Genomic DNA, 26,465 nt, shown 5'->3' with positions numbered 1-26,465 from the left:
GGGCAGGGGCCGGGCCATTACGCGGGTTCCGGGAAATTTTTCGGCGCGCGTGTGGGATCCGTGTACGGCGTTGCCCGGAAAGGGGTGGGTACGGCGGGACTGGCGGTGCGGCCTGCCCGCGTCTGATAGATGTGGAGGCCCGCAACCAACCCCCGAGCAGATACGGGACGACGGACATGAGCGCCCCAACCCCGGCCCCCGGTGACGACAGGCCCCGCGAGGGCTACTACCCGGACCCGTCCATCCCCGGCTACGTCCGGTACTGGAACGGCGCCTCCTGGGTGCCGGGCACCAGCCGGCCGGCGCCGAAGGACGGCGAACCGCTCACCCCGCCGCCCGGCGTCCGCCCGGCGGCCCCGTCGGTGGAGGAGACGGGCCCGCACTTCTTCGACGAGGATCCGCAGCCGGGGCCCTCCCGGCAGGAGCAGAAGCCCGCCTGGGGCACCGACCCGAGGATCCCCGCGGACAATCCGTCCCGGCCGGCCGGCCGGACCGACGGCACGGCACCGACCCCGCAGGCCGAGGACGACACTCCCGACTCCGGCGGCACGTTCATCTTCCGCCGCCCGGTCCCCGGCCCCGCGGCGGTCACGGACGACGGCACGATGACGTTCCGCCCGGCACCGGGCCAGGGCCGGCAGCCGGGAGCCTCCGGCCCGGCACCCTCCAGCGCCTCCGGCACCCCCGGCTTCGGCGCGCAGGGCCCCGTCGGGGCGCCCCACGCGGGACCGGGCGGGGCCGGTGGTCCAAGCGGTGCCGCCGGACCCGGTGTGCAGGGACCGGTCGGGGCGCCCCCGGCGCAGCCCGCCCCGGCCGCAGGCCCCGGCTTCGGTGCCGGCAAGGCCGCCGCCCGGGCGGCAGCCGCACCGGCACCGCAAGCACCCCAGGTACCCCAGGTACCTCAGGCCCCGCAGGCTTCCGCGGCCCCCGCCGCCGTGGCCCCCTCGGTGCCGCAGCAGGCCGTGCCCCGGCAGGGCGGTGCCGGGGCCCCGATGAGCCCGGGCCCCGGCGGCGGTCAGGCCTCCTGGGCGCAGCAGGTGCACCAGTTGGCCGGAGGCGGGGACGAGCAGCCGGTGGCGCCGTGGAAGCCGCCGGTGGAGGACCTGTTCCAGGCGGCGGCCCGCCGGCAGGCCGCCGCCCGCCCGGCCGGCCTCGGCAAGCGCCTGGCCGCCCGTCTGATCGACAGCCTGGTCCTCGGTGCCGTCACCGCCGCCGCGGCGGTCCCGTTCGGCGCCCAGGTGGCCGACCACATCCAGCACAAGATCGACGAGGCCAAGCTGTCCGGCCGTACCGTCACCGTCTGGCTGCTCGACGGCACGACCGGCACCGCGCTCGGCATCGTCCTCGCCGTGCTCCTCCTCTTCGGTGTGCTGTACGAGGTGCTGCCCACCGCCAAGTGGGGCCGCACCCTGGGCAAGAAGCTGTGCGGCCTCGAGGTCCGGGACATCGAGGCGCACGAGCCCCCGGCGTTCGGTGCGGCCCTGCGCCGCTGGCTGGTCTACAGCATCCCCGGGCTGCTCGGCATCGGGATCGTCGGCGTGCTGTGGTGCCTGTTCGACCGGCCCTGGCGCCAGTGCTGGCACGACAAGGCGGCCCACACCTTCGTCGCGGGCTGACCGGGCGGGGCGCGTACTCCGTACGGCCGCCTGCCGGATGCGGATCCGGGGCGTTCGCGGTCCACTCGGGCCATGAGCAGCGAACCGCCCCCCGGCTCCGGACCCGAGCCCCCCGAGGACGACCCGTTCAAGAAGCGGCCCCCGTCGGACCAGGGGCCGGGCTCGCCGTACGACACCCCGTCCGGCGCCCAGCAGCCCCCACCGCCCGGCGGCCAGCCCCCGCCCGGTGGCCCCCCGCCGTGGGGAGGTCAGCAACCCCCGCCCTACGGCGGCCAGCAGCCACCCCCGTACGGAGGAGGCCAGCAACCGCCCCCCTACGGCGGCGGGCCCTACGGCGGTGGCGGCCCCTATGGCGGCCCCGGCTACCCCGCCGACCCGCTTGCCGGCATGCCCCCGCTCGCCGACAGCGGCAAGCGGACCCTCGCGCGCATCATCGACATGGTCCTCGTGGGCATCGTCGTCTGGCTGGTCACCTGGCCGCTCGGGGTCCACGAGTACACCGTGAACGGGGACAGGGTCGCGGTCGGCCGGTCCCTGTGGCAGTCCTTCGCCGCCGCCGTCCTCTACGTCGCCTACGACACCTTCATGATCGCCAGGTCGGGGCAGACCCTCGGCAAGAAGTGGCTCAACCTGCGGGTGGCGAACCTGGACAACGGTGCCACCCCCGCCACGCAGACCTCGCTGATCCGGGCCCTGGTGCTCTGGCTGCCGTTCGCCTTCTGCTGTGCCTGTATCTGGACGGCCATCTGCGGTGGCTGGAGCTTCTTCGACAAGCCCTACAAACAGGGACTGCACGACAAGGCGGCCAAGACGGTGGTGGTCAGCACCGGCTGAGGCGGGCGGGGTGCCGAAGTGTGATGGGTGCCCATACGAAAGCGGCGGGTCCGTGGGAGCAGTCACGGGTCCGCCGCTCGCGTGAACGGCCGGTCAGAGCGCGGTGGTCACCGGCTCCTCCTCGGGTGCGGTCTCGGCCGGCGAAGCGACCGTACGCGGACTCGGCAGTGGCACCGTCATGGCCACGAGCAGCCCGAGGGCCAGCGCGGCCAGGGCGATGACGGCGATCCCGAGGCCCGAACTCGTCTGGGACAGCAGCAGCATGGCGAGCGTCGAGAAGATCACGGTGCAGGAACCGTAGGCGAGCTGTGCGGCAGTCGGACGAGGCATGGCAATCGTGTCCTCGGAAGATGAAGATGGGGGGTGCCTTCGACTCTATTCGCGTGCATGCCCGAACGGGACGCCGGGTAAGCGTGACCTAACCCACGGTGCCGGTGCACAGGGGGCGCACGGAGTCATGGCGTCCGGCAAGTGGACGGGTGTACGCGCCCGTTGACCGACAGGTTCGACTGTTCGTAAAGCGAACGCCGGTTCCGCATAGTGCACTTGTCCTGCTCAAGTCAAGGTCTGTCTTTTCTTCTAAACCTCTAGTCAAATGTCGTCACTTGATTACACGCGTTGATCATGCGCGCACGGACCCTTCCATGACCCGGGACCCCCTGTCCGTGCTGCGCGGCGCGGGGGAGGAACTCAAGTGACCAGCAGACCCTGGACGTTCAGAGCCGCCGCCATCGGTGTGGCACTCGCCGCGGCCTCCGCCGGCTTCGCGACCTTCGCCGTCGCCGAGGCGAGCACCACGGCCCGGCCCGCCGCCGAGAACCGGCACGACCCGGCCCCGGTGAAGCAGCAGAAGCACGACCTCGACGGCCCCATGAGCAAGACCCAGAGGGCCCAGCGTCAGGAGGCCCTGAACCAGCTCATATCGGGCAAGGCGAAGGCCAAGGAGCGCAACGGCTCGAAGGTCGTCCAGCTCAAGGGCAAGAAGGGCGACGGCAAGTACGTCGAGCTGAGCCGCGAGAAGACCGACAAGATCTTCACCATCCTGGTGGAGTTCGGGGACCAGACCGACCCCAAGTACGGTGGCACCGCGGGCCCGCTGCACAACCAGATCGCCCAGCCGGACCGCAAGAAGGACAACAGCACGGCCTGGCAGAAGGACTACAACCAGAAGCACTACCAGGACCTCTACTTCGGCACCGGCAAGAAGACCGAGTCGCTGAAGAAGTACTACGAGAAGCAGTCCTCGGGCCGCTACTCGGTGGACGGCGAGGTCGCGGACTGGGTCAAGGTCCCCTACAACGAGGCCCGATACGGCAACAACGCCTGCGGCCAGACCAACTGCCCGAGCGTGTGGAACGTCATCAGTGACGGCCTGAACGCCTGGGTCGCCCAGCAGAAGGCGGCCGGCAAGTCCGACGCCGACATCAAGGCGGACCTGGCCAAGTACGACCAGTGGGACCGCAACGACTACGACGGCGACGGCAACTTCAACGAGCCCGACGGCTACGTCGACCACTTCCAGATCGTGCACGCCGGCGAGGACGAGTCCGCGGGCGGCGGCGCCCAGGGCAAGGACGCGATCTGGGCGCACCGCTGGTACGCCTTCGGTACCGACGCCGGCGCCACCGGCCCCGCGAACAACAAGCTCGGCGGCGCGCAGGTCGGCGACACCGGCATCTGGGTCGGCGACTACACCATCCAGCCGGAGAACGGCGGCCTCGGCGTCTTCGCCCACGAGTACGGCCACGACCTCGGCCTGCCGGACGAGTACGACACCGACGGCGGCGACAACTCCACCGGCTTCTGGACGCTGATGTCCTCCGGTTCCTGGCTCGGCACCGGCAAGGAGTCCATCGGCGACCTGCCGGGCGACATGAACGCCTGGGACAAGCTGCAACTGGGCTGGCTGAACTACGACTCCGGCAAGGCCGGCGTCTCCTCCTGGCACAAGCTGGGCCTCGCCGAGTACAACACCAAGTACCGCCAGGCGCTGGTGGTCTCGCTGCCGGACAAGGCGGTCAAGACCGAGATCGTCACCCCGGCGCAGGGTTCGGCCCAGTGGTGGAGCGGCAGCGGTGACAACCTCAAGAACACCCTGACCCGTTCGGTGGACCTCACCGGCAAGACGTCGGCGGCGCTCACCCTCGACGGCTGGTACGACATCGAGAACGGCTTCGACTTCCTCTACACCGAGGTGTCGACCGACGGCGGCGCCAACTGGACCGCGCTGGACGGCACGGTGGACGGCAAGGCCATCCCGCGCGACGGCTCCGGCAAGCCGGCCCTGACCGGCACGGTCGACGGCTACAAGAAGCTGTCGTACTCGCTGGACGCCTACGCGGGCAAGAAGATCGACGTCCGCTTCCGCTACCTGACCGACGGCGGGGTGGCGCAGAAGGGCTTCGCGGCCGACGAGATCGCGGTCACCGCGGACGGTACGGCGCTGTTCTCCGACAACGCCGAGACGGCGGACGCCGCTTGGACCGCCACCGGCTTCTCCCGCATCGGTGCGTCCTTCACCAAGGACTACAAGCAGTACTACATCGCCGAGAACCGCCAGTACGTGTCGTACGACAAGACCCTGAAGGTCGGCCCGTACAACTTCGGTTCGGCCGCGCGCCAGAGCTGGGTGGAGCACTACCCGTACCAGAACGGCCTGCTGATCTGGAAGTGGGACACCTCCCAGGCGGACAACAACACCAACGCCAAGGATCACCCGGGCACCGGTCTGATCCTGCCGGTGGACGCGCACTGGAAGGCGCTGAAGTACTCCGACGGCACGCTGCTGCGCAACCGGATCCAGGCCTACGACTCGCCGTTCGGCCTGGACGCCACGGACGCGATCACGCTGCACAAGGCGGACAAGGCGACCACGTTCACGTCGCAGAAGGGCGTGTCGGTCTTCAACGACCACACCACCTCCTACTACGACACGTCGAACCCGACCGGTGGCGTCAAGATCACTGACACCAACACGAAGATCAAGATCACCAAGCAGGCCAAGGATGGCTCGACGATCGAGCTGGAAGTCGGCCCCGCGGTGAAGTAGCGGACATTTCCGCAGGTCAGGAGCGTATCGGCGGTGACCCCCTGGCGGGTCGCCGCCGATCGTGTTTAGGTGCGTCCTGTGGCTCACTTATTGACACCGACCGAAACGGGGATGTGACCGCATGGCCGCAGGAGGCTTCTGCAAACTGCCGAACGGAACCGTGGTGGTGGCACTGAACCTGCCCCACGTCGCCGACGGCTCGACCGGAGTGCGCGTCCTGGTGCACGCCCAGAACCGCGCCCGAGCCCTGACCAGGCTCCGCAATCTGGGCCTGCGCGCGATCTACCTCCGGGGCAACGCGGCCCCGCCGACCCCGGACGAGATCACGGCGGTGCTGCACCACCCCGACGGCCTCATATGGCGCACGGCGCCCGACAACGGTGTCATCGTGGGCGAGCTGTGGCACCCGATCCGCGCGTTGCTGCGCAGGTCGGCGGTGGTGCAGCACGGCTCCGCCGGGTAGGCCGATCGCAGGTTGGGTGTGCCTTGCGAGGCGGACGACTGCGGGTCCGCGGTGGCTGGTCGCGCCCACGCGGCGGAGCCGCATATCGATACCGTCCCGCGCCCCTGGGGTGGCTGCCCGGCCCGGTGTCATCCGCTCGCCGGTGCATTCACTCCGCCGCCTGCGCCCGCCGCTCACCCTTCCTCGCCGCTCACCCTTCTCCGCCGCAACGGTGATCAAGCACGACGGCGCTGTCCGGCGGCCGAACTCGCCGCAAGCCCCTGTCGCCCGGCTTTCTAGCCGCTGACCACCGGCTTGCCGGTGAGTTCGACGCCTGCCTCGCGCAGCTCCTCCAGCGCCCGCTCGGTCGTCTCGGGAGCGACGCCGGCGGTCAGGTCCAGGAGTACCTGCGTACGGAACCCCTCCCCAGCGGCGTCCAGCGCGGTGGCGCGTACGCAGTGGTCCGTGGCTATGCCGACCACGTCGACCTCGTCGATGTGACGGGCGCGCAGCCACTCGGCCAGGGAGACCCCGTTCTCGTCCTTGCCCTCGAAGCCGCTGTACGCCGCCGAGTAGGCCCCCTTGTCGAACACCGCGTCCACCGCCCCGGAGGCGACGGCCGGCGCGAAGTTCGGGTGGAAGCCCACGCCCTCCGTGCCCGCGACACAGTGCGCGGGCCAGGAGCGGACGAAGTCGGGGTTGTCCGCGAAGTGGCCGCCGGGTGCGATGTGGTGGTCACGGGTGGCGACCACGTGCCGGTATCCGGTACCCGCCGCCTGGCCGACCAGCTCGGTGATGGCGGCGGCGACATCCGCACCCCCGGCCACCGCGAGGCTGCCCCCCTCGCAGAAGTCGTTCTGCACATCTACGACGATCAAGGCGCGACGCATGGTGGGTGTCCTTCGGCTGTCGGTTAAGTAACTGAGCCTAGAGAGTTTGTGGCCCGTTCGGGAGGGGGCTCGGACAGGGGGCGGACAGGGGGCGCGCTTCAGCTGCCCGAGCGCCCCTGGACGTACTCCGTCGGAATGACGGGTTCCCCCCGGGAGAGCTGTGTCGCGGACAGCGGAAGGTTGGCGCGGGCCGCGATGTGCCGCTCGCGGGGCACGTCGAGCGGTTCGCGCGCGACGACGGCGCCGCCCTTGACCAGCTCCACCAGCAGCTGCCGGTCGGCCAGCCCGGCCGGCACCGGCCCGGTCCCGATCACCTCGGCCTCGGCCACGCCCTCCTCGTCCAGCCGCCGAGCCGCCCACTTGCGCCCGCCGATGGAGGTCTTGCCCCCGCTGGACTTCTTCGCGACCGGCACCAGCGGCGCCCCCGGATCGGCGGACTCGGCCCGGGCGACCAGCTTGTAGACCATCGAGCAGGTCGGATGCCCGGAGCCGGTCACCAGCTGGGTGCCGACGCCGTACGCGTCCACGGGCGCCGCCGCCAGCGAGGCGATCGCGTACTCGTCCAGGTCCGAGGTCACGACGATCTTCGTGGCGGTGGCGCCCAGCTCGTCCAGCTGCTGCCGCACCCGGTGCGCCACAAGGAGCAGGTCCCCGGAGTCGATGCGCACCGCGCCCAGTTCGGGCCCGGCCACCTCCACCGCCGTACGCACCGCCTCGGCGACGTCGTACGTGTCCACCAGGAGGGTCGTGTTCCGGCCCAGCGAGTCCACCTGGGCCTGGAAGGCGTCGCGCTCGTGGTCGTGCAGCAGGGTGAAGGCGTGCGCGGAGGTGCCGACGGTCGGGATGCCGTAGCGGAAGCCGGCCGCGAGGTCGGAGGTGGTCGCGAAGCCGCCGACGTAGGCGGCCCGCGCGGCGGCCACGGCGGCCAGCTCATGGGTGCGGCGGGCGCCCATCTCGATCAGCGGCCGGCTGCCTGCGGCGGAGGCCATCCGGGAGGCGGCGGCCGCGATCGCCGAGTCGTGGTTGAGGATGGAGAGGATCACGGTCTCCAGCAGCACGCACTCGGCGAAGCTGCCCTCGACCCGCATGATCGGCGAGCCCGGGAAGTACACCTCGCCCTCGGGGTAGCCCCAGATGTCACCGCTGAAGCGGTAGTCGGCGAGCCACCTCAGGGTCTCCTCGTTCACGATCTTCCGCTCCCGCAGGAAGCCGAGGACACCGTCGTCGAAGCGGAAGTTCTCGACCGCGTCCAGGACCCGCCCGGTGCCCGCCACCACGCCGTAGCGCCGCCCGTCCGGCAGTCGCCGGGTGAAGACCTCGAACACGCTGCGCCGCTCGGCCGTACCGGCCTTCAGAGCGCCCTGCAACATCGTCAGCTCGTACTGGTCCGTGAAGAGTGCCGTCGAGGGAACGTCCACCGGCAGCCCAAGGTCCGCTGTGTTCATGGCAGGTCATCGTACCCCCATTTCGTCAGTGTGACGATTTATCGTGTGCGTGGCAGCATGGGCTGTGTGACGTCACCCGCGCCCGTAGAGATCGAACGCACCGAGTCGGCGGAGGAGGTCTTCGTCGTACCCGAGCCCGACGTCCCCTGGGTCACGATCGTCCACAACGACCCGGTCAACCTCATGAGCTATGTGACGTACGTCTTCCAGACGTACTTCGGCTACACCAAGGACAAGGCCACCAAGCTCATGCTCGACGTCCACCACAAGGGCCGGGCGGTCGTCTCCAGCGGCTCACGCGAGGAGATGGAGCGCGACGTGCAGGCGATGCACGGCTACGGTCTGTGGGCCACCCTCCAGCAGGACCGGAAGTAGCAACCCATTTCGATGCCCGGACACTTCGAACCGATTCCCGGCGGCGGCGCTGCCGTCGCACTCGACGAGGTCGAGATCTCCATCATCCGGTCGCTGGCCGTCCAGCTCCTGGAGCTCATCGGCCCCGGCCCCGCCGAGGACGCCTCCGCCGACCCGCTCGCCGAGCTGTTCGCCGAGGGCCCGAGCGAGCCGCCCGCCGACCCGGTGCTCAGAAGGCTCTTCCCGGACGCCTACAGCGACCCGGAGACGGCGCCTGCCTCCCCGGCCGAGGCCGAGGAGCGGGAGGCGCACTCCGCCGAGTTCCGCCGCTACACCGAGAACGACCTCAGGGCCGGCAAGCGGGACAACGCCCTCGCGGTGATCCGCACCCTGGATGCTCTGTCCCCGGTGGACGAGGGCGGGGCGGTGCTCAAACTGTCCCCGGAGGAGTCGAGGCGCTGGCTCGGTGCCCTCAACGATCTGCGCCTGGCGATCGGCGCCCGGCTGGAGATCACCGACGAGGACGACACCGATCTGCTCTACCGGCTCCCGGACGAGGACCCGCGCAAGCCGATGGTGATGGCCTATCTATGGCTGGGCGGCCTCCAGGAGACGCTCGTGACGACCCTTATGTCGTAACTTGTCGCGCTTTCGCTGTTCGCTCAGCGGACGCTCAAATCCGGATAACGATCACATCACCATTGCGGGCTGGTTTGGCGCTTTCGGGCATTCTTTGTCCGCTTTTGCCTGTGCGATGCGCCACACCGCGCCCCTGTGATCAATATTGCGGCCGTGATAAATCTTCACGACCGCCCGGCCGACACCACCCATGTCCGGCTGGGTGCGCCACCGAGCCGGCGACCGCCGGCCAGGCACGAGCGGGCTTTCGAAACCCGCTCAACTCCATCAATCCGGGGGGATCGAAACCCGATCCGAGGCCGACGAACGGCCCGGGTCGGCATGGAGAAAGGCGCACCACACATGACCTCTGAGAGGGTCACCGAAGCCCCTGAGGAGGGCTACGAGCGCGGGCTCGGCAGCCGCCAGGTCCAGATGATCGCGATCGGCGGCGCGATCGGTGTCGGTCTGTTCCTGAAGGCCGGGGCCAACATCGAGAAGGCGGGCCCCAGCCTCATCCTGATGTACGCCCTCGCCGGCGTGATCATCTTCTTCATCATGCGGGCCCTGGGTGAACTCCTGCTCTACCGCCCGGTCTCCGGCTCGTTCGCGGACTACTCCCGCGAGTTCCTCGGCCCGTTCTTCGGGTACTTCACCGGCTGGACGTACTGGCTGATGTGGGTGGTCACCGGCATGGCCGAGCTGACGGCCGCCGCGATCTACATCAACTACTGGTTCCCGGCCGTCCCGCAGTGGGTGACGGCGCTCGTCTTCCTGGTGATCCTCTTCGGGGTCAACCTGATCTCCGTGAAGCTCTTCGGCGAGCTGGAGTTCTGGTTCTCGATGGTCAAGGTCACCGCCCTGATCGGCATGATCGTGATCGGTCTCGGCGTGCTCACCTTCGGCTTCAGCGCCGCCGGTGACACCGCGTCCGTCTCCAACCTGTGGCAGTTCGACGGCTTCTTCCCCAAGGGCATCGGCTCCTCGCTGATGACCCTGCAGGGCGTGATGTTCGCCTACCTCGCCGTCGAGCTGGTCGGCGTGACCGCGGGCGAGTCCGAGAACCCGGAGAAGACCCTCCCGAAGGCCATCAACACGCTGCCCTGGCGCATCGGCCTGTTCTACGTCGGTGCCCTCACCGTCATCCTGTGCGTGGTGAAGTGGACCGAGTTCACGGAGGGCGTCAGCCCCTTCGTGAAGGCGTTCGCGATGATCGGCATCCCGGCCGGCGCCGGCATCGTCAACTTCGTGGTGCTCACCGCGGCCCTGTCGTCCTGCAACTCGGGCATGTACTCCACCGGCCGCATGCTGCGCACCCTCGCCGACAACGGGGAGGCCCCGCGCGTCTTCTCCAGGCTGTCGTCCACCAAGACCCCGGCGCTCGGCATCACCGTCTCGGTGCTGTTCATGGGCATCGGCGTCGTCCTGAACTACGTCGTCCCGGAGAAGGCGTTCGGCTACGTCACCTCCGTCGCCACCGCGGCCGGCATCTGGACCTGGCTGATGATCCTGGTCAGCCACGTCCTCTACCGCCGCGCGGTCGACGCGGGCCGGCTGCCCGCCTCGTCCTTCCCGGCGCCGGGCGGCGCGGTGTGCTCGTACATCGCCATCGCGTTCCTGCTCTTCGTCACCGGCCTGATCGCGTACGATGCCGACTCCCGCGTCTGCCTGTACGTGATGGCCGTCTGGGCGGTCGCGCTCGGCATCGGCTGGCTGGTCCTGAAGAACCGCACGCCGCAGATCGCCGACCGGCGCGAGCCGGAACTGGAGCAGGTGGGCTGACCACCGGGAGGCCATCCCCAGGACGTCCGGCCGCCGGGAGTACTCGTGGCACCCTCGGCGGCTGCCGCTCAGGACGTCCGTCATATGGGCCGTCCCGTACCACACCTCGGTACGGGACGGCCCCTCTGCTTATCCTGACCGACATGCTGACCATCACCCAGGCCCTCCACGACCAGATCGTCGCCCACGCCCGCAAGGACCACCCCGACGAGGCGTGCGGCGTCGTCGCGGGCCCGGCGGGTTCGGACCGCCCCGAGCGCTTCATCCCGATGCTGAACGCGGCCATGTCGCCCACGTTCTACGAGTTCGACTCGGGCGACCTGCTCAAGCTCTACCGCGAGATGGACGACCGCGACGAGGAGCCGGTGATCATCTACCACTCCCACACCGCGACCGAGGCCTACCCGTCCCGGACCGACATCGGCTACGCCAACGAGCCCGGCGCCCACTACGTCCTCGTCTCCACCGCCGACACCGACGGCCTCGGTGACTTCCAGTTCCGCTCGTTCCGGATCCTCGACGGAGCGGTCACGGAGGAGGAGGTCAAGGTCGTGGAGACGTACTGACCTCGGCCTGATCCCGGCTGGTCTCACACTGCGGTTGAAATCTGTCCGTCATGTGGGATCACATTCCAGGAGCCGGACCGGGAATCGATACGATGAGCCCATGGTTCTGAACGACGTGAGCGAGAAGACGCCGGGCATCCTGCTCGTGGCGCGGCTGCACGTCGACCTGTGCAGGCTGAACAGCGCCATCTGTTGACGTTCCCCACCGCCGTACGGCCGTGAGCCGCGGCGCGCCGCCGCGCGCGCACCAATCGACGCACCCTTTCCGACAGGAGCCCAGCCATGGCCATCGAGGTCCGCATCCCCACCATCCTCCGCCAGTACACCGACGGTCAGAAGGCGGTGGAGGGCAGCGGTGAGACCCTCACCGAGCTGTTCGCCGACCTCGAGACCCGGCATGCGGGCATCCAGGCCCGCATCGTGGACGAAGGCAAGCTGCGCCGCTTCGTCAACGTCTACCTGAACGACGAGGACGTCCGCTTCCTCGACAACATCAACACCAAGCTGTCCGACGGCGACACCGTGACGATCCTGCCCGCCGTCGCCGGCGGCATGGTCTGAGACCGGCCATGCGCTACGACTCCCCGCTGGCCGCGGTGGGCAACACCCCCTTGGTGCGCCTGCCGCGGTTGTCGCCGTCCCCGGACGTCCGCATCTGGGCCAAGCTGGAGGACCGCAACCCGACCGGCTCGGTCAAGGACCGCCCGGCCCTGCACATGGTCGAGCAGGCGGAGAAGGACGGCCGCCTCACCCCGGGCTGCACGATCCTGGAGCCCACCTCCGGCAACACCGGTATCTCCCTCGCGATGGCCGCCAGGCTCAAGGGCTACCGCATGGTGTGCGTGATGCCGGAGAACACCTCGCAGGAGCGCCGGGACCTGCTCGGCATGTGGGGCGCCGAGATCATCTCCTCCCCGGCCGCGGGCGGCTCCAACACCGCCGTGCGCGTGGCCAAGGAGCTGGCCGCCGAGCACCCCGACTGGGTGATGCTCTACCAGTACGGCAACCCGGACAACGCGGGCGCCCACTACGCCACGACCGGCCCGGAGATCCTCGCCGACCTCCCCTCCATCACCCACTTCGTCGCGGGCCTCGGCACCACCGGCACCCTGATGGGCGTCGGCCGCTACCTGCGCGAGCACAAGCCGGACGTGAAGATCGTCGCCGCCGAGCCGCGCTACGACGACCTGGTCTACGGCCTGCGCAACCTCGACGAGGGCTTCGTACCGGAGCTGTACGACGCCTCCGTCCTGACCACCCGTTTCTCGGTCGGCTCCGCCGACGCGGTCACCCGCACCCGTGAACTCCTCCAGCAGGAGGGCATCTTCGCGGGCGTCTCCACCGGTGCCGCCCTGCACGCGGCGATCGGCGTCGGCAAGAAGGCCGTCAAGGCGGGCGAGAGCGCCGACATCGTCTTCATCGTCGCCGACGGCGGCTGGAAGTACCTCTCCACCGGCGTCTACACGGCGGCCACCACCGAAGAGGCCATCGAGACGCTCCAGGGGCAGCTCTGGGCGTAGCCCCGCATCAAGCGCACGCCAGCCCCCTCCTATGAGGGGGCCAATCCCATCCTATGGAGGGGCAAAGAATTCCCTCCGGTACTGCCGGTGTTCCTCGGGCCGGGACTACGGTCCTCCCACACCCTGTCATGTCACGATCACCCGACATCGGGGTGTGCTGAGAGTGTCATGCTCATGACTGCGCGGTTCTGCCGCCGCTACGCGCGTCACGGGCCTGCCCAACCAGTGCGAGAAACCCCACTTCCCCATGGAGGCAGTACCCCATGCGTGAGTCACGCCCTAGCGGCCACAGACGGAGTCTGCGAAGACTCGTCTCCGTCGCCCTCCCCTCCCTCGCCCTGACCGTCGCCGGACTGGCCGCGGCACCGGCGGCCGGGGCCCACACCGCCACCGCTCCCGCGCCCCACACCTCCCGGGCCGCGCAGAACGCCAAGGCCCTGACCGCCCCGGAGCGTCAGACCTTCCACTCCACCGGCAAGGCCGGACAGAAGGTCCCCACGACCCATCTGTGCGCCACCGCCGAGCCGGGCCACGCGTCCTGCTTCGCCCAGCGGCGTACCGACATCAAGCAGCGGCTCGCCTCGGCGCTCGCCGCGGCGGCCCCCTCCGGCCTCTCCCCGGCCAACCTGCACAGCGCCTACAACCTGCCCTCCACGGGCGGCAGCGGCATGACGATCGCCATCGTCGACGCCTACAACGACCCCAACGCCGAGGCGGACCTGGGCACTTACCGGTCCACCTACGGCCTGTCCGCCTGCACCAAGGCCAACGGCTGCTTCAAGCAGGTCAGCCAGACCGGCTCCACCACCTCGCTGCCCACCAACGACACCGGCTGGGCGGGCGAGGAGGCGCTGGACCTCGACATGGCCAGCGCCGTCTGCCCGAACTGCAGCATCATCCTGGTCGAGGCCAACTCCGCGAACGACACCGACCTCGGCATCGCCGAGAACGAGGCGGTCTCGCTGGGCGCCAAGGTCGTCTCCAACAGCTGGGGCGGCTCCGAGGCGTCCTCCCAGACCACCGAGGACACCCAGTACTTCAAGCACCCGGGCGTCGCCATCACCGTCTCCTCCGGTGACTCCGCCTACGGTGCCGAGTACCCGGCGACCTCCCAGTACGTGACCGCCGTCGGCGGCACCGCGCTCACCACCTCCTCCAACTCCCGCGGCTGGAGCGAGTCGGTGTGGCACACCAGCTCCACCGAGGGCACCGGCTCCGGCTGCTCGGCGTACGACCCGAAGCCGAGCTGGCAGACCGACACCGGCTGCTCCAAGCGCATGGAGGCCGACGTCTCCGCGGTCGCCGACCCGGCCACCGGCGTGGCGGTCTACGACACCTACGGCGGCTCCGGCTGGGCGGTCTACGGCGGCACCAGCGCCTCCGCCCCGATCGTCGCCGGCGTCTACGCCCTCGCGGGCACCCCGGGCTCCGGCGACTACCCGGCGAAGTACCCGTACCAGCACACGAGCAACCTGTACGACGTGACCAGCGGCAGCAACGGCTCCTGCTCCACCTCGTACTTCTGCACCGCGGGCACCGGCTACGACGGCCCGACCGGCTGGGGCACCCCGAACGGCACCACCGCCTTCACCGCCGGCACCAGCACCGGCAACACGGTGACCGTCACCAACCCCGGCAGCCAGTCCACCGCCACCGGCGGCTCGGCCAGTCTGCAGATCCACGCCACCGACAGCGCGGGCGCGACGCTGACCTACAGCGCCTCCGGCCTGCCCACCGGCCTGTCCGTCAACAGCTCCTCCGGCCTGATCTCCGGCACGGCGTCCACCGCGGGCACCTACCAGGTCACGGTCACCGCGACCGACTCCACCGGCGCCTCCGGTTCGGCCTCCTTCACCTGGACGGTCGGCTCCTCCGGCGGCACCTGCACCTCGGCCCAGCTGCTCGGCAACCCGGGCTTCGAGTCGGGCAACACCACCTGGAGTGCCACCAGCGGTGTCATCACCAACGACTCCGGTGAGGCTGCGCACGGCGGCTCCTACAAGGCCTGGCTCGACGGGTACGGCTCCTCGCACACCGACACGCTGTCCCAGTCGGTGACGATTCCGAGCGGCTGCAAGGCGTCGCTCACCTTCTACCTGCACATCGACACCGCGGAGACCGGCAGCACCGCGTACGACAAGCTGACCGTGACCGCCGGTTCGACCACCCTGGCGACGTACTCGAACGTCAACGCCGCTTCCGGGTATGCGCAGAAGACCTTCGACCTGTCCTCGTTCGCGGGCCAGACGGTCACCCTGAAGTTCAGCGGAGCGGAGGACTCCTCCCTCCAGACCAGCTTCGTCGTGGACGACACCGCCCTGACGACCAGCTGAGCCGTACGGCAATCGGATCCCGCACCCGGAAGACTTCCTTCCGGGTGCGGGATCCGTCCGTGCCGGTGGTACGTCTCATCTGCACCAAGGGGCCGGTCGGCCGGCCACGGCAGAAAGGCGGACACCCATGCGTCGTACGACGCCCATCGCCCTCGCGGCGGCAGCGCTGCTCCTGGCGGGCTGCGGCTCCCAGAGCGGCGGGGACTCCGGCAGCAAAGGCAAGGTCTCGCCGTCGGCCTCCGCTCCGTCCTCCGGCAGCGGGTGCGCCGCCCAGGTGGAGCTGAAGGTGGCCGACAACGGCCGTACCGTCTGCCTGGCCAAGGGCGGCGAGCTGCGGCTCACCCTCGACGGCACCAAGACCCGCCCCTGGAAGCCGGTCGCCCTGAGCGGCACCGCCCTGGAGGCGATCAACGCGGGCTTCGTCATCCAGCCGGGCGACGCCACGGCGGCCTACAAGGCGGTGGCGGCCGGCACCGCGAAACTGACGTCCTCCCGCCCGCTGTGCCCGCCCGCCGACCCCGGCCAGGCCTCCTGCAAGGGCATCCAGCAGTGGACGGTGACGGTGAAGGTGAAGTAGGCGTGGCTAACCGGCGAGGTGCCTGACCTGGTCCCACAGGACCGGGTCGACCACACCGACCCGGCGCCGGAAATCGCCGAACGGCACCTCGCGAAGCTCGTCGGTCTGCAGGAAGCTGGGCCGCCCGTGGGCGTCACCGACCGCCCCGGGCGGCAGCGGGATCACCCCGGCACGCTCGTCGTGGTACTTGCTGGTGATCTTCGCGACCGTGGCCCGGTTGCCGCGCACGGCCAGCACCAGGCAGGGCCGGTCCTTGACGTCCGCGCGGTCCTCGTAGGGGACGTTCGCCCACCAGATGTCCCCGGGGTGCGGATGGGCCGTCCGGGCCCGGTCCCGGCCGCCGGGGCGCCCGGGCGGCCGCAGCCGGCGCCCGCCGGGCCGGCGGCCGCGGCCCCAGCCGTCGACGAGCGTGGCGACCAGCGCGAGCAGCACCACCGCCGCGAGCGCCAGCCACCAGGACGTGTCCATAAGGACGACGTTACCGGCGCGTGCCGCGCATTGCGCGCCCTCTCGCATTCCCTGTGCGCCCCCGGTCCAGCCGAACCGGTGACACCACAGGTGAGTTCGCCCACAACGGCCCCTGGCGGAGGAGCGACCCGCCCTTTTGCGCCTTACGCTCGACAAACCGCACGACCCCCGTCTGCCCCTTTTCCCGACCCCTCTCCTCAGCTCCCCGCCCACCGGTTTCCCGCCAACGGAGGTTTCTGCTTCATGAAGCTCACCGTCGTCGGCTGCTCGGGGTCGTTCCCATCCGCGGAATCGGCCTGCTCGAGCTACCTCCTCGAGGCCGACGGCTTCCGGCTGCTCCTCGACATGGGCAACGGCGCCCTCGGCGAGCTGCAGCGCCACTGCGGTCTCTACGACCTCGACGCGATCTTTCTGAGCCATCTGCACGCCGATCACTGCATCGACATGCTCGGGTACTTCGTCGCGCGCTACTACCGCCACGACGGCGGCCGCTGCGGCCCGATCCCGGTCTACGGTCCCGAGGGCACCGAACACCGCCTGACCACGGCCTACGCCGACACCCCCTCCGCCTCCTCCATGAGCGAGGTCTTCGACTTCCACACGGTCAAGCCGTCCATGTTCGAGATCGGCCCGTTCACGGTGCACACCGAGCGGGTCCGCCACCCCGTGGAGGCGTACGGCATCCGGGTCGAACACGGCGGGAGGTCCCTGACGTACTCCGGCGACACGGGTGTCACCGAGGCGCTGGACGAGCTGGCCCGGGACACCGACCTGTTCCTGTGCGAGGCCGCGTTCACGCACGGCAAGGAGAGCATTCCCGACCTGCACCTCAACGGCCGCGAGGCGGGTGAGACGGCGGCCCGCGCGGGCGCCCGGCGCCTGGTCCTCACCCACATCCCGCCGTGGACCGATCCGCAGGTCAACCTGGCGGACGCGCGCGAGGTGTTCGACGGGCCGGTGGAGCTGGCCGCTCCGCGGGTCACGTACGAGATCTGACACCCCCGCAGACACGAGAAGGCCCCCGGAGCCGCAGCTCCGGGGGCCTTCTCGTGCCTGCGGGGGCGAGCCTCACGCCTTGGTGAGGTCCTCGATCTCCTCCTCGGGTTCGCGGCCCGGGGTGGGGAGGTTGAACCTGATGATGGCGAAGCGGAACACCGAGTAGTAGATCGCGGCGAACACCAGGCCGATCGGGATGATCATCCAGGGCTTGGTGGCCAGGCCCCAGTTGAGGAAGTAGTCGATCGCGCCGGCCGAGAAGCTGAAGCCGTGGTGCACGCCCAGCGACCAGGTGACGGCCATCGAGACGGCGGTGAGCACCGCGTGGATGACGTAGAGCACCGGAGCGATGAACATGAACGCGAACTCGATCGGCTCGGTGATGCCGGTGACGAACGAGGTCAGGGCGAGCGAGAGCATCATGCCGCCGACGGCCTTGCGGCGCTCCGGGCGCGCACAGTGGGTGATCGCCAGGGCGGCGGCCGGCAGGGCGAACATCATGATCGGGAAGAAGCCCGTCATGAACTGACCGGCGGTGGGGTCACCGTGGAAGAAGCGCGGCAGGTCACCGTGCCAGACGGCGCCCGAGGAGTCCTTGAAGGAGCCGATCTCCTGCCAGGCCACCGTGTTGACGAACTGGTGCATGCCGACCGGCAGCAGCGCGCGGTTGATGGCGCCGAAGATGGCCGCGCCGACGGCGCCGAGGCCGGTCATCCACTGGCCGAAGTCGGTGATGACGTTGCCGATGGGCTCCCAGACCAGGCCGAAGACGACGCCGACAGCGGTGCCGATGAAGGCCATCAGGATCGGGACCAGACGGCGGCCGTTGAAGAAGCCCAGCCAGTCGGGCAGCTTGGTGCGGTGGAAGCGCTGCCAGACCACGGCGGCGATGAGGCCCATGACGATGCCGCCGAGCACCTTCGGGTCGTTGTAGGTCGCGGCGACGTCCGCGCCCTTGGTTATCTTGGCCTCGGTGATGGGGAACGCGGTCAGCACGTTCTTGTACACCAGGAAGCCGACCAGCGCCGCCAGCGCCGTGGAGCCGTCGGCCTTCTTGGCGAAGCCGATGGCGATGCCCACGCAGAACAGCAGCGGCAGATTGCTGAAGACGGCGTCGCCGGCGGTGGCGAACACGGCCGCGACCTTGTTCCAGCCGAGGCCGTCCTTGCCGAACACGTCGTCCTGGCCGAGTCGCAGCAGGATGCCCGCCGCCGGCAGCACGGCGATGGGAAGCTGGAGGCTGCGGCCGACCTTCTGCAGGCCCTGAAGCAGCCCGGATCCCCGCTTCTTCGCGGGGGCCGCCGTTGGTGCGGTGGCGGTGCTCATACGTCCTCCATCGGGTGGTGGTCTACACCACTCAGTGGTGTAGACCTGTTGTAGCACGATGAAGGCGGGATAAGGAACCCGCGAATCCGCTCACAGTTTGGTGACGTCCTCCACCTCCTCCTCCGGCTCCCGGCCCGGCGTCTTCAGGTCGAACTTCGTGATCGCGAAACGGAAGACGACGTAATAGAGGGCCGCGAAGCACAGGCCGATCGGGATGATCGCCCACGGCTTCGTCGCCAGGTTCCAGTTGATGACGTAGTCGATCAGGCCCGCCGAGAAGCTGAAGCCGTCGTGCACCCCGAGCGCCCAGGTCACCGCCATCGAGACACCGGTGAGCAGCGCATGGGCCGCGTACAGCAGCGGCGCGATGAAGAGGAAGGAGTACTCGATCGGCTCGGTGATGCCGGTGACGAACGAGGTCAGCCCCACCGAGAGCATCAGCCCGCCGACCTCCTTGCGGCGGTGCGGCTTGGCGCAGTGGGTGATCGCCAGGGCGGCCGCCGGGAGCGCGAACATCATGATCGGGAAGAAGCCCGAGGTGAACTGGCCCGCGTGCGGGTCGCCCGCCAGGAACATGTTGATGTCGCCGTGCACCACCGTGCCGTCCGGCTTGGTGTAGCTGCCGAACTGGAACCAGATGGGGACGTTGAGGAACTGGTGCAGGCCGACCACCAGCAGCGCCCTGTTCGCCACGCCGAAGATGCCCGCCCCCCAGGCGCCGAGGTCGCTGAGCCAGTGGCTGAAGCTCTCCAGCGCGTCCCCGACGGGCGGCCAGATCCACAGGCACAGCGCGGCGAAGACGATCGCCACGAAGGCCATGATGATCGGGACGAGACGGCGGCCGTTGAAGAAGCCGAGCCAGTCGACGAGCCTGGTGCGGTGGTAACGGGCCCAGAAGAAGGCGGCGAGCAGCCCCATGACGATGCCGCCGAAGACACCGGGGTTCTGGTACGAGAACGCCGCGGCCGTCGCGTCCGGCGCCACGCATCCGACGCCGGGCACGGCCTTCGCGCCGCCGGCGCAGTCCTTGGGGAACTGGCGCAGGACGCCGTAGTAGACGAGGAAGCCGGCGAGGGCGGCGAGGGCGGTGGAGCCGTCGGACTTCTTCGCCATGCCGATGGCGACGCCGACACAGAAGAGAAGGGGGAGGCCGAGGGCGCCGTCGAGGAGGGCGCTGCCCGCGCCCATCATGACCTTGGAGACGTCGGTCCAGCCCAGCCCGTCCGCGCCGAAGACGTCCGGCTGCCCGAGCCGGTTGAGGATGCCCGCCGCCGGCAGCACCGCGATCGGCAACTGGAGGCTGCGGCCCATCTTCTGCAGGCCCTGGAAGAGCTTGTGCCAGCGGGCGCGCGCGGGACTGACCGTGCTGTCGGCGCTCATCGGCGTCCTCCCTGAACCGCTTCGCCCGGCGCGGTTTGGCGACCGTACCCGCGGTGGTGTAGACCAGTCGGCGGACGGTTCCGCTGTCGTGATCGCCATCATTCGGCACGTGCGGCAGGACCGCTCGCAAAGATGGGCCAACTGTGGGTTACTGCGACAAAGCGGTTCGGATCAGGGAGAAGGAACATGGCCAGCAAGGCTGAGAAGATCGTCGCCGGCCTCGGCGGCATCGACAACATCGAGGAGATCGAAGGCTGCATCACCCGGCTGCGCACCGAGGTGACCGACGCCTCGCTGGTCGACGAGGCCGCCCTGAAGGCCGCCGGCGCCCACGGCGTCGTCAAGATGGGCACCGCCATCCAGGTCGTCATCGGCACCGACGCCGACCCGATCGCCGCCGAGATCGAAGACATGATGTGAACCCCACGGTTCACCCGTAAGGGGCTCTTCCCCCCGCGGGAGGAGCCCCTTGCGTCACTCCGGATAGGCTCGGTGCCATGTCTCGAATCGACGGCCGCACCCCCGAACAGCTCCGCCCGGTCACCATCGAACGCGGCTGGAGCAAGCACGCCGAGGGCTCCGTCCTCGTCTCCTTCGGCGACACCAAGGTCTTCTGCACCGCCTCCGTCACCGAAGGAGTCCCGCGCTGGCGCAAGGGCAGCGGCGAGGGCTGGGTCACCGCGGAGTACGCCATGCTGCCCCGCGCCACCAACACCCGCGGCGACCGCGAGTCCGTCAAGGGCAAGATCGGCGGCCGTACCCACGAGATCTCCCGGCTCATCGGCCGCTCCCTGCGCGCCGTCATCGACTACAAGGCCCTCGGCGAGAACACCATCGTCCTCGACTGCGACGTCCTCCAGGCCGACGGCGGCACCCGCACCGCCGCCATCACCGGCGCCTACGTCGCCCTCGCCGACGCGGTCTCCTGGGCCCAGGGCAGGAAGCTGATCAAGGCCGGCCGCCAGCCGCTGACCGGAACCGTGAGCGCGGTCTCGGTCGGCATCGTCGGCGGCATCCCCCTCCTCGACCTCTGCTACGAGGAAGACGTACGCGCCGAGACCGACATGAACGTCGTCTGCACCGGCGACGGCCGCTTCGTCGAGGTCCAGGGCACCGCCGAGGCCGAGCCCTTCGCCCGCGAGGAACTCAACGCCCTGCTCGACCTCGCCGTCACCGGCTGCACCGAACTCACCACGATCCAGCAGGCCGCGCTCGCCCGCACCCTCGAAAAGTAAAGGAACGCCAAACCCCGGGGGTGCGCGAGGGCAACCCCCGCCTCCTCCTCGGCGTCCCTATGGATACGGGCGCACGGACCACCACCGTGCGCCCGGCCAGCCGTATCAGGGGAGGGAACACACCACCATGGCCGCCACTCGACGCCGAGGCCGCTTCACCGCCGTCGCCGCCGCCGTCGCGACCGCCGCGCTCACCGCGGGCCTCACCACCGGCTGCGACGCCGTCAACAAGGCCCTGGACTGCGTGCAGACCGCCGACTCCATAGCCGACAGCGTCACCGACCTCCAGCAGGCCGTGGAGAACGCGGCGAACGACCCCACCCAGGCCGACGCCTCCCTCGACTCCATCGAGAAGAACCTGAAGAAGATCGGCGACAAGACGGACAACGCCGACCTCAACAAGGCGGTCGACGACGTGAACAAGGCCGTGGACAACGTGCGTTCCGCCATCAAGAACGGCGACAAGACACCGGATGTGGGGCCGGTCACGGATGCGGCCGGCGAACTGACCAAGGTGTGCACCAAGTAAGGGCGCGAACTCGGGGGAGCGGCCCGCCACAACCGCACCCGTGGCCGCCGACGGCGCTCAGTACCGCCGGCCCCGACGCCGCTCCCGCCGCTCCTCACGCCGCTGCCGGTGCAGCTCGTGCCATTCCTCGAGCTGCGCCCGGTGCAGCTCGTGCCCATCCTCGCGCACGGCCTGGCGCAGTTCGTGCCGGGACCGCCGGTGCTCCAGCTTCTCCTGCCGGCGCTGCTCCTTCAGGCGTTTCTGCTCGGCCCGCGTGACCTTGCGCTCCACGCCGACCCCGCCCCAGAAGGCGATCCCGCCGATGATGACCCGCGGAGCGCCCGGCTCGGCCGGTCCGTCGTCCCTCGGGTGCTCGAAGCCGCCCATGATGCCGATGCCACGCACGACGACCTCGACCCCCGGCGGGACGACGACCTGCACACCGCCCATGACCGCCACACAGTTGATCTCGACCTCGTGGTCCGCGAAGTTCGCCTCGCGCAGGTCGATCTCACCGCCGCCCATGAAGGCAAAGCAGCTGAACCGCTTCGGCACCGTCCAGCGGCCCTTGCGCTCGAACCCCGACAGGATCGCGATCCCGCCCGACGAGGACCCCTCGCCCCCGACGACACGAGACGCCCAACCCCCGCTCTCCGCCGACGCCTTGACGAACGAGACGGGAGTGGGCGTCGCTGCGCCGGCCGCCGGGAGATCACGGGTGATCGGCGTCAGTTCGCCGTAGGTGCGCGCCTTGTACACCGCCTCCAGGCGCTCCTCGAACTCCTCCATGTCGAGCCGGCCCTCGGCCACCGCGTCCCGCAGGACCTCGGCGACCCGCTCACGGTCGGCGTCGGACGCCCTGAGGTCAGGACTTGCGTCGTCGGTCATGACAGAAGCCTACGAGACCGCCTTCTCCGCGTACATCTTCGCGATGACCGCCTCGATGTCCGGCTCCCGCACCGACAGGTCCACCAGCGGATACGCGGCCGCGATGGACGCCACCAGCGGCGCCGCCGACTGCCCCGCCGGAAACGCCAGCCACTGCCGCGGCCCCTCCACCCGCACCACCCGGCACGACGGCACCTCGATCGGCGGCAACTCCCGCTCCAGATCCACCACCAGCGTCCGCTCACCCTCCCCGGCCTCGTGCAGCCCCGCCAGCGCACCGTCGTACACCAGCCGCCCGTGGTCGATCACCATCACCCGCGAGCACAACTGCTCGATGTCCTGCAGATCGTGCGTCGTCAGCAGCACCGTCGTCGCGCGCTCGGCGTTCAACTCCTTCAGGAAACCCCGCACCTTGGCCTTCGACACCACATCCAGACCGATCGTCGGCTCGTCCAGATACAGCACCTCCGGATCGTGCAGCAGCGCCGCCGCGATGTCCCCGCGCATCCGCTGGCCCAGCGAGAGCTGCCGCACCGGCACGTCCAACAGATCGCCCAGCTCCAGGAGTTCCACGCACCGGTCCAGATTCTCCCGGTAACGGGCGTCAGGGATCCGGTACATCCGGTGCGCCAGCCGGTAGGAGTCGATCAGTGGCAGATCCCACCACAGCGTCGTCCGCTGCCCGAACACCACACCGATCCGGTGCGCCAGCCGCGTCCGCTCCCGCGAGGGATCGATCCCCGCCACCCGCAGCCGCCCCGCACTCGGTGTCAGGATCCCGGTCAGCATCTTGATCGTCGTCGACTTCCCGGCACCGTTCGGACCGATGTAGCCGACCATCTCACCGCGCGCCACGGTGAACGAGATCGAGTCCACCGCCCGCACCTGCCGCCGCTCCCGCTTGAGGAACCCGGTCTTCCTGCGCACCTCGAAGACCTTCTCGACCTTCTCCAGTGCGATGAACTCACTGTCCGGCACCGCGCTAGCTCCCTGTACTCCGATACGAACGAAGCCCCGCCCGCCACGCCAGCCCGGCCAGCGCACAGCACCCCACCGCCACCAGCGGCGAAGCGAACGCGACCCAGCCCGGCAGGCCCAGCGGATACGGCCGCCCCAGCACATAGGCCGCGGGCAGCCAGTTCACGAAGGCCAGCGGCAGCACGAACGTCACCCCGCGCACCAGCTCCTTCGCGAACACCGTCGGCGGATACTGCAACAGCGTCGTACCGCCGTACGTGAACGCGTTCTGCACCTCGGACGCGTCCTGCGCCACGAACTGGAACGCCGCCCCCGCCACGAACACCGCGCAGAAGATCCCGCACCCGCTCACCACCATCACCGGCATGAGCAGCAGCTTCAACGCCGTCCAGTCGATGTCCACCCGGGTGAGCGACCAGCCCAGCACCAGCGACCCCTGCGTCACCCGGCCCAGCCGCCGAAGCGCGAACCGGTCGGCCGCCACCTGCGCCAGCACCGGCGCGGGCCGCACCAGCAGCGTGTCCAGCGTGCCGTCCCGCACCCGCCGCCCCAGCCGGTCCATCGACCCGATCACCAGATCGGCCAGCCCGAAGGACACGGCCGACAGCCCGTACAGGAACGCCACCTCCGGCAGCGCATAACCACCCAGCGCATCCACCCGCGAGAACATCAGCATGATCGCGACGAAGTCGAAGAAGGTCGCCGCGAAGTTCCCGAACGTGGTCATCACGAACGACGCCCGATAGGCCATCGTGGACCGCACCCACATCCCCGCGATCAGCCGATAGGCCCGCGCACCCTCCACCAGCCGGCTGCCCTCACCCACCCTGGACCACCACCCGCCGCGTCGCCACCGACTGCACCAGCCGGCCCACGCCCAGCAGCGCCACCGCCCACGCCCCCTGGAACAGATAGGTACCCAGCGGATCCGCGTGCCCCAGCAGAATGTCCGCCGGCGCCTGCAGCAGCGAGGACCACGGCAGCACCCGTACGACCTCCCCGAGCGCCCCCGGGAAGACGTTCAGCGGCAGCAGCATCCCCGAGCAGAAGTACCCGAGCAGCCACGCCATCTGCGACACCCCCGCGCCGTCCAGCAGCCAGAACGCACTCAGCGCCACCAGGAAGCGGATCCCGAAGCCGACCACCATCGCCAGCAGCACCGCGACGAAGAAGGCCACCCAGGTGCCCGCGTCCGTGGGCAGGTACACCGGAAAGCACAGCGCACCGAAGACGAACGGAAGCACCCCCCGCCCGAGCAACTGGAAGAACGCCCGGCCAAGATCGGCAGCAAGCCACCACAACTGGAGATCCGCGGGCCGGTACAGGTCGATCGCCACATCCCCCGTACGGATGCGTTCCATCAACTCGTCCTCGACGCCCCCGCCCCCGATCGCGAGGGTCGACAAGAACGCCTGCCCCAGCCACACATACGTCACCACCTGCGCCTGGTCGTACCCCCCGAGGTGTGGCTTCTCGTCCCACAGCGCGCGATACGTGTATACGAGAATCAGCCCGAAGACCGTGTTGGTGAACACCCCTGCCGCAGTCGCCGCCCGATACGTCGCGTACCGTCTGAATCCCCCCGCCGCGACGGCCCCGTACAACCGTCCAGCGCCCACGTCAGTCGACCTCCCTGGACCCCTCGACACCGAAGCGCAGGAGCCTAGTCCCCGGGCCCGGCGACCGGCCACGCAATTTCCGCCCCGGAAGCGTGCCGGAATCCGGGAACGGAACGCCAGGTGCGAGAGTCTTCAAACTGGGGGCGCAGAAGGCGTACGAGGCGTACGGGAAACGTACGACGCGAAACAGGAGTCCGTGCACGACATGAGCGACGAGCCGCAGCCGCAGCAGCAGAACGAGGGCGGGGCACCGAAAAAACCGCTGCCGGCTGAAGGGCCCGGAGAACAGGGGGGCCGCACCGGGGCCCACCCTCGGGACCGCGAAACCCCGTCCGCCGGGTCGAACACCCGACCCGGCGGGGCCCCCGGGAAGGGCCGCCGCCCGAGCGCCGACGAGAACGCGCCCGGGGACCGAGCGGGTTCCCGGCCTGACCGGGACGGGCAGGGCCGGGTGCCGGGCCAGGGCCAGGGCCGGGCGGCTGGGGCTCGGGAGGGTTCTGCCACCGGGTCGGCTCAGGCTGCCCAGGGGCAGACGCTCCCTGGTGCTGGTGCTGGTGCTGGTGCTGGTGCTGGTGCTGGTGCTGGTGCCGGTGCCGTGCAGGCAGCTCGGGCGCGCCGGGCGGCGCTGGCTGCTCAGGCGAGCCGCGCGGGGCGGACCGGAACGGAAGGCCGCGCGGGCGAGGGATCCACGGCGGGCGAGGCGTCCGAGAGGCCTCAGCGCCCGGAGACGCCCACGCCCAAGAAGTCCGAGAAGCCTCAGGGCTCAGCGGTACCTCCTCAGTCCAACGAGTCCCAGGGGTCCGCCAAGTCTCAGGGTTCCGTCGTACCTCAGCGGTCCAGGGAATCCCAGGGGACCGCAAAGTCTCGCGAGTCCGAGCAGCCCCAGGCGGCCGAGAGCACCCAGGTCCTCCGGCGTATCAAGCCGGCAGCGGCCCCCACGCCCGAGAAGCCAGGCACCGAAAAGGCGGCCAAGGACGCCCCCGCACCCGAGACCACCCAGGTCCTCCGCCGGGTCAAGGGCCCTCGGCAGGCCGATCCGGC

28 protein-coding genes are annotated in these 26,465 nt (G+C 69.9%); 17 read left to right on the top strand and 11 right to left on the bottom strand.

The features are described from left to right. Positions 1–176: 176 nt before the first annotated feature. Together AQI88_RS20845 and AQI88_RS20840 are read left to right on the top strand one after the other, a co-directional pair. The gene (locus AQI88_RS20845; protein WP_067001439.1) at positions 177–1,616 is read left to right on the top strand and encodes an RDD family protein; all 1,440 of its coding nucleotides are present in this window, start codon (positions 177–179) and stop codon (positions 1,614–1,616) included. A gap of 72 nt (positions 1,617–1,688) precedes the next feature. Continuing rightward, positions 1,689–2,450, top strand: a complete 762-nt coding sequence (locus AQI88_RS20840; RefSeq protein ID WP_067001436.1) for an RDD family protein — start codon at positions 1,689–1,691, stop codon at positions 2,448–2,450. Positions 2,451–2,543: 93 nt separating this feature from the next. Here the strand turns inward: AQI88_RS20840 and AQI88_RS20835 are convergent, their stop codons facing one another. Beyond that, on the bottom strand, positions 2,544–2,780 hold the full coding sequence (locus AQI88_RS20835; protein WP_067001432.1) for a hypothetical protein: 237 nt from the start codon (positions 2,778–2,780) through the stop codon (positions 2,544–2,546). Between the two features lie 364 nt (positions 2,781–3,144). Here AQI88_RS20835 and AQI88_RS20830 point away from each other — a divergent pair, with 364 nt between their 5' ends. Together AQI88_RS20830 and AQI88_RS20825 are read left to right on the top strand one after the other, a co-directional pair. Continuing rightward, the gene (locus AQI88_RS20830) at positions 3,145–5,499 is read left to right on the top strand and encodes an immune inhibitor A domain-containing protein (protein ID WP_067001429.1); all 2,355 of its coding nucleotides are present in this window, start codon (positions 3,145–3,147) and stop codon (positions 5,497–5,499) included. A gap of 121 nt (positions 5,500–5,620) precedes the next feature. Beyond that, positions 5,621–5,962, top strand: a complete 342-nt coding sequence (locus AQI88_RS20825; protein ID WP_067001426.1) for a hypothetical protein — start codon at positions 5,621–5,623, stop codon at positions 5,960–5,962. A 275-nt stretch (positions 5,963–6,237) separates the two neighbouring features. Here AQI88_RS20825 and AQI88_RS20820 read toward each other — a convergent pair whose 3' ends face one another. Both AQI88_RS20820 and AQI88_RS20815 read right to left on the bottom strand, forming a co-directional pair. Continuing rightward, positions 6,238–6,831: an isochorismatase family protein gene (locus tag AQI88_RS20820; protein ID WP_067001423.1), complete on the bottom strand. Its 594-nt coding sequence runs from the start codon at positions 6,829–6,831 to the stop codon at positions 6,238–6,240. A 98-nt stretch (positions 6,832–6,929) separates the two neighbouring features. Further along, entirely contained in the window at positions 6,930–8,276 is a 1,347-nt protein-coding gene (locus tag AQI88_RS20815) for a nicotinate phosphoribosyltransferase (protein WP_067001420.1), read from the bottom strand. A gap of 57 nt (positions 8,277–8,333) precedes the next feature. Between AQI88_RS20815 and clpS the strand changes: the two genes are divergently transcribed. Together clpS and AQI88_RS20805 are read left to right on the top strand one after the other, a co-directional pair. Further along, positions 8,334–8,651, top strand: coding sequence for an ATP-dependent Clp protease adapter ClpS (clpS, locus tag AQI88_RS20810; RefSeq protein WP_067001417.1), 318 nt, complete (start codon positions 8,334–8,336; stop codon positions 8,649–8,651). A gap of 12 nt (positions 8,652–8,663) precedes the next feature. After that, positions 8,664–9,269 (top strand): DUF2017 domain-containing protein, encoded by a 606-nt coding sequence (locus AQI88_RS20805; protein WP_067001414.1) that lies wholly within the window; start codon positions 8,664–8,666, stop codon positions 9,267–9,269. Positions 9,270–9,320: 51 nt separating this feature from the next. On the opposite strand, the gene AQI88_RS46690 is transcribed toward AQI88_RS20805, so the two are convergent. Beyond that, positions 9,321–9,461 (bottom strand): hypothetical protein, encoded by a 141-nt coding sequence (locus tag AQI88_RS46690; protein WP_167357467.1) that lies wholly within the window; start codon positions 9,459–9,461, stop codon positions 9,321–9,323. 150 nt (positions 9,462–9,611) lie between these two features. Between AQI88_RS46690 and AQI88_RS20800 the strand changes: the two genes are divergently transcribed. The 7 genes from AQI88_RS20800 to AQI88_RS20775 all read left to right on the top strand — a co-directional run bounded on the left by AQI88_RS20800 (position 9,612) and on the right by AQI88_RS20775 (position 16,026). After that, positions 9,612–11,030, top strand: a complete 1,419-nt coding sequence (locus AQI88_RS20800; protein WP_067001411.1) for an amino acid permease — start codon at positions 9,612–9,614, stop codon at positions 11,028–11,030. Between the two features lie 143 nt (positions 11,031–11,173). Next, complete coding sequence (locus AQI88_RS20795; RefSeq protein ID WP_067001409.1) at positions 11,174–11,596, top strand: M67 family metallopeptidase; 423 nt, start codon at positions 11,174–11,176, stop codon at positions 11,594–11,596. Positions 11,597–11,696: 100 nt separating this feature from the next. Next, positions 11,697–11,792 (top strand): putative leader peptide, encoded by a 96-nt coding sequence (locus tag AQI88_RS48840; RefSeq protein WP_020940333.1) that lies wholly within the window; start codon positions 11,697–11,699, stop codon positions 11,790–11,792. A gap of 86 nt (positions 11,793–11,878) precedes the next feature. Then, positions 11,879–12,157 (top strand): MoaD/ThiS family protein, encoded by a 279-nt coding sequence (locus AQI88_RS20790; RefSeq protein ID WP_067001408.1) that lies wholly within the window; start codon positions 11,879–11,881, stop codon positions 12,155–12,157. Positions 12,158–12,165: 8 nt separating this feature from the next. Continuing rightward, positions 12,166–13,116 (top strand): PLP-dependent cysteine synthase family protein, encoded by a 951-nt coding sequence (locus tag AQI88_RS20785; RefSeq protein ID WP_067001406.1) that lies wholly within the window; start codon positions 12,166–12,168, stop codon positions 13,114–13,116. Positions 13,117–13,379: 263 nt separating this feature from the next. After that, the gene (locus AQI88_RS20780; RefSeq protein WP_067001404.1) at positions 13,380–15,449 is read left to right on the top strand and encodes a putative Ig domain-containing protein; all 2,070 of its coding nucleotides are present in this window, start codon (positions 13,380–13,382) and stop codon (positions 15,447–15,449) included. Positions 15,450–15,576: 127 nt separating this feature from the next. Further along, the gene (locus AQI88_RS20775) at positions 15,577–16,026 is read left to right on the top strand and encodes a hypothetical protein (RefSeq protein ID WP_067001402.1); all 450 of its coding nucleotides are present in this window, start codon (positions 15,577–15,579) and stop codon (positions 16,024–16,026) included. Between the two features lie 6 nt (positions 16,027–16,032). Here AQI88_RS20775 and AQI88_RS20770 read toward each other — a convergent pair whose 3' ends face one another. After that, positions 16,033–16,494, bottom strand: coding sequence for a type II toxin-antitoxin system PemK/MazF family toxin (locus AQI88_RS20770; RefSeq protein WP_067001400.1), 462 nt, complete (start codon positions 16,492–16,494; stop codon positions 16,033–16,035). Between the two features lie 243 nt (positions 16,495–16,737). Here AQI88_RS20770 and AQI88_RS20765 point away from each other — a divergent pair, with 243 nt between their 5' ends. Then, entirely contained in the window at positions 16,738–17,490 is a 753-nt protein-coding gene (locus AQI88_RS20765; RefSeq protein ID WP_067001397.1) for an MBL fold metallo-hydrolase, read from the top strand. Between the two features lie 72 nt (positions 17,491–17,562). Here AQI88_RS20765 and AQI88_RS20760 read toward each other — a convergent pair whose 3' ends face one another. Further along, entirely contained in the window at positions 17,563–18,816 is a 1,254-nt protein-coding gene (locus AQI88_RS20760; protein ID WP_067001394.1) for a PTS transporter subunit EIIC, read from the bottom strand. 90 nt (positions 18,817–18,906) lie between these two features. Then, positions 18,907–20,196 (bottom strand): PTS transporter subunit EIIC, encoded by a 1,290-nt coding sequence (locus AQI88_RS20755; protein ID WP_067001391.1) that lies wholly within the window; start codon positions 20,194–20,196, stop codon positions 18,907–18,909. 186 nt (positions 20,197–20,382) lie between these two features. Between AQI88_RS20755 and AQI88_RS20750 the strand changes: the two genes are divergently transcribed. The 3 genes from AQI88_RS20750 to AQI88_RS20740 all read left to right on the top strand — a co-directional run bounded on the left by AQI88_RS20750 (position 20,383) and on the right by AQI88_RS20740 (position 21,960). Then, positions 20,383–20,616 (top strand): PTS sugar transporter subunit IIB, encoded by a 234-nt coding sequence (locus AQI88_RS20750; RefSeq protein ID WP_067001388.1) that lies wholly within the window; start codon positions 20,383–20,385, stop codon positions 20,614–20,616. A 77-nt stretch (positions 20,617–20,693) separates the two neighbouring features. After that, on the top strand, positions 20,694–21,431 hold the full coding sequence (gene rph, locus AQI88_RS20745) for a ribonuclease PH (protein ID WP_067001386.1): 738 nt from the start codon (positions 20,694–20,696) through the stop codon (positions 21,429–21,431). A 127-nt stretch (positions 21,432–21,558) separates the two neighbouring features. Next, entirely contained in the window at positions 21,559–21,960 is a 402-nt protein-coding gene (locus AQI88_RS20740; RefSeq protein WP_067001383.1) for a hypothetical protein, read from the top strand. Positions 21,961–22,017: 57 nt separating this feature from the next. On the opposite strand, the gene AQI88_RS20735 is transcribed toward AQI88_RS20740, so the two are convergent. From AQI88_RS20735 to AQI88_RS20720, 4 genes are read right to left on the bottom strand one after another with little or no spacing between them, the layout of a single operon-like run. After that, positions 22,018–22,827, bottom strand: a complete 810-nt coding sequence (locus AQI88_RS20735; protein WP_067001381.1) for a DUF1707 SHOCT-like domain-containing protein — start codon at positions 22,825–22,827, stop codon at positions 22,018–22,020. Positions 22,828–22,836: 9 nt separating this feature from the next. Next, positions 22,837–23,805 (bottom strand): ABC transporter ATP-binding protein, encoded by a 969-nt coding sequence (locus tag AQI88_RS20730; RefSeq protein WP_107118611.1) that lies wholly within the window; start codon positions 23,803–23,805, stop codon positions 22,837–22,839. A 4-nt stretch (positions 23,806–23,809) separates the two neighbouring features. Continuing rightward, a complete protein-coding gene (locus tag AQI88_RS20725; RefSeq protein WP_067001755.1) occupies positions 23,810–24,574 on the bottom strand; it encodes an ABC transporter permease in 765 nt (254 codons plus the stop codon). 49 nt (positions 24,575–24,623) lie between these two features. Continuing rightward, positions 24,624–25,424 carry an ABC transporter permease gene (locus AQI88_RS20720; RefSeq protein ID WP_067001378.1) on the bottom strand — a complete coding sequence of 267 codons (801 nt, stop codon included), beginning with the start codon at positions 25,422–25,424 and terminating at the stop codon, positions 24,624–24,626. Positions 25,425–26,465 lie beyond the last annotated feature (1,041 nt).

This window comes from Streptomyces cellostaticus (assembly GCF_001513965.1).
Lineage (GTDB): Bacteria > Actinomycetota > Actinomycetes > Streptomycetales > Streptomycetaceae > Streptomyces > Streptomyces cellostaticus.
This window is presented reverse-complemented; position numbering and strand designations above follow the sequence as displayed.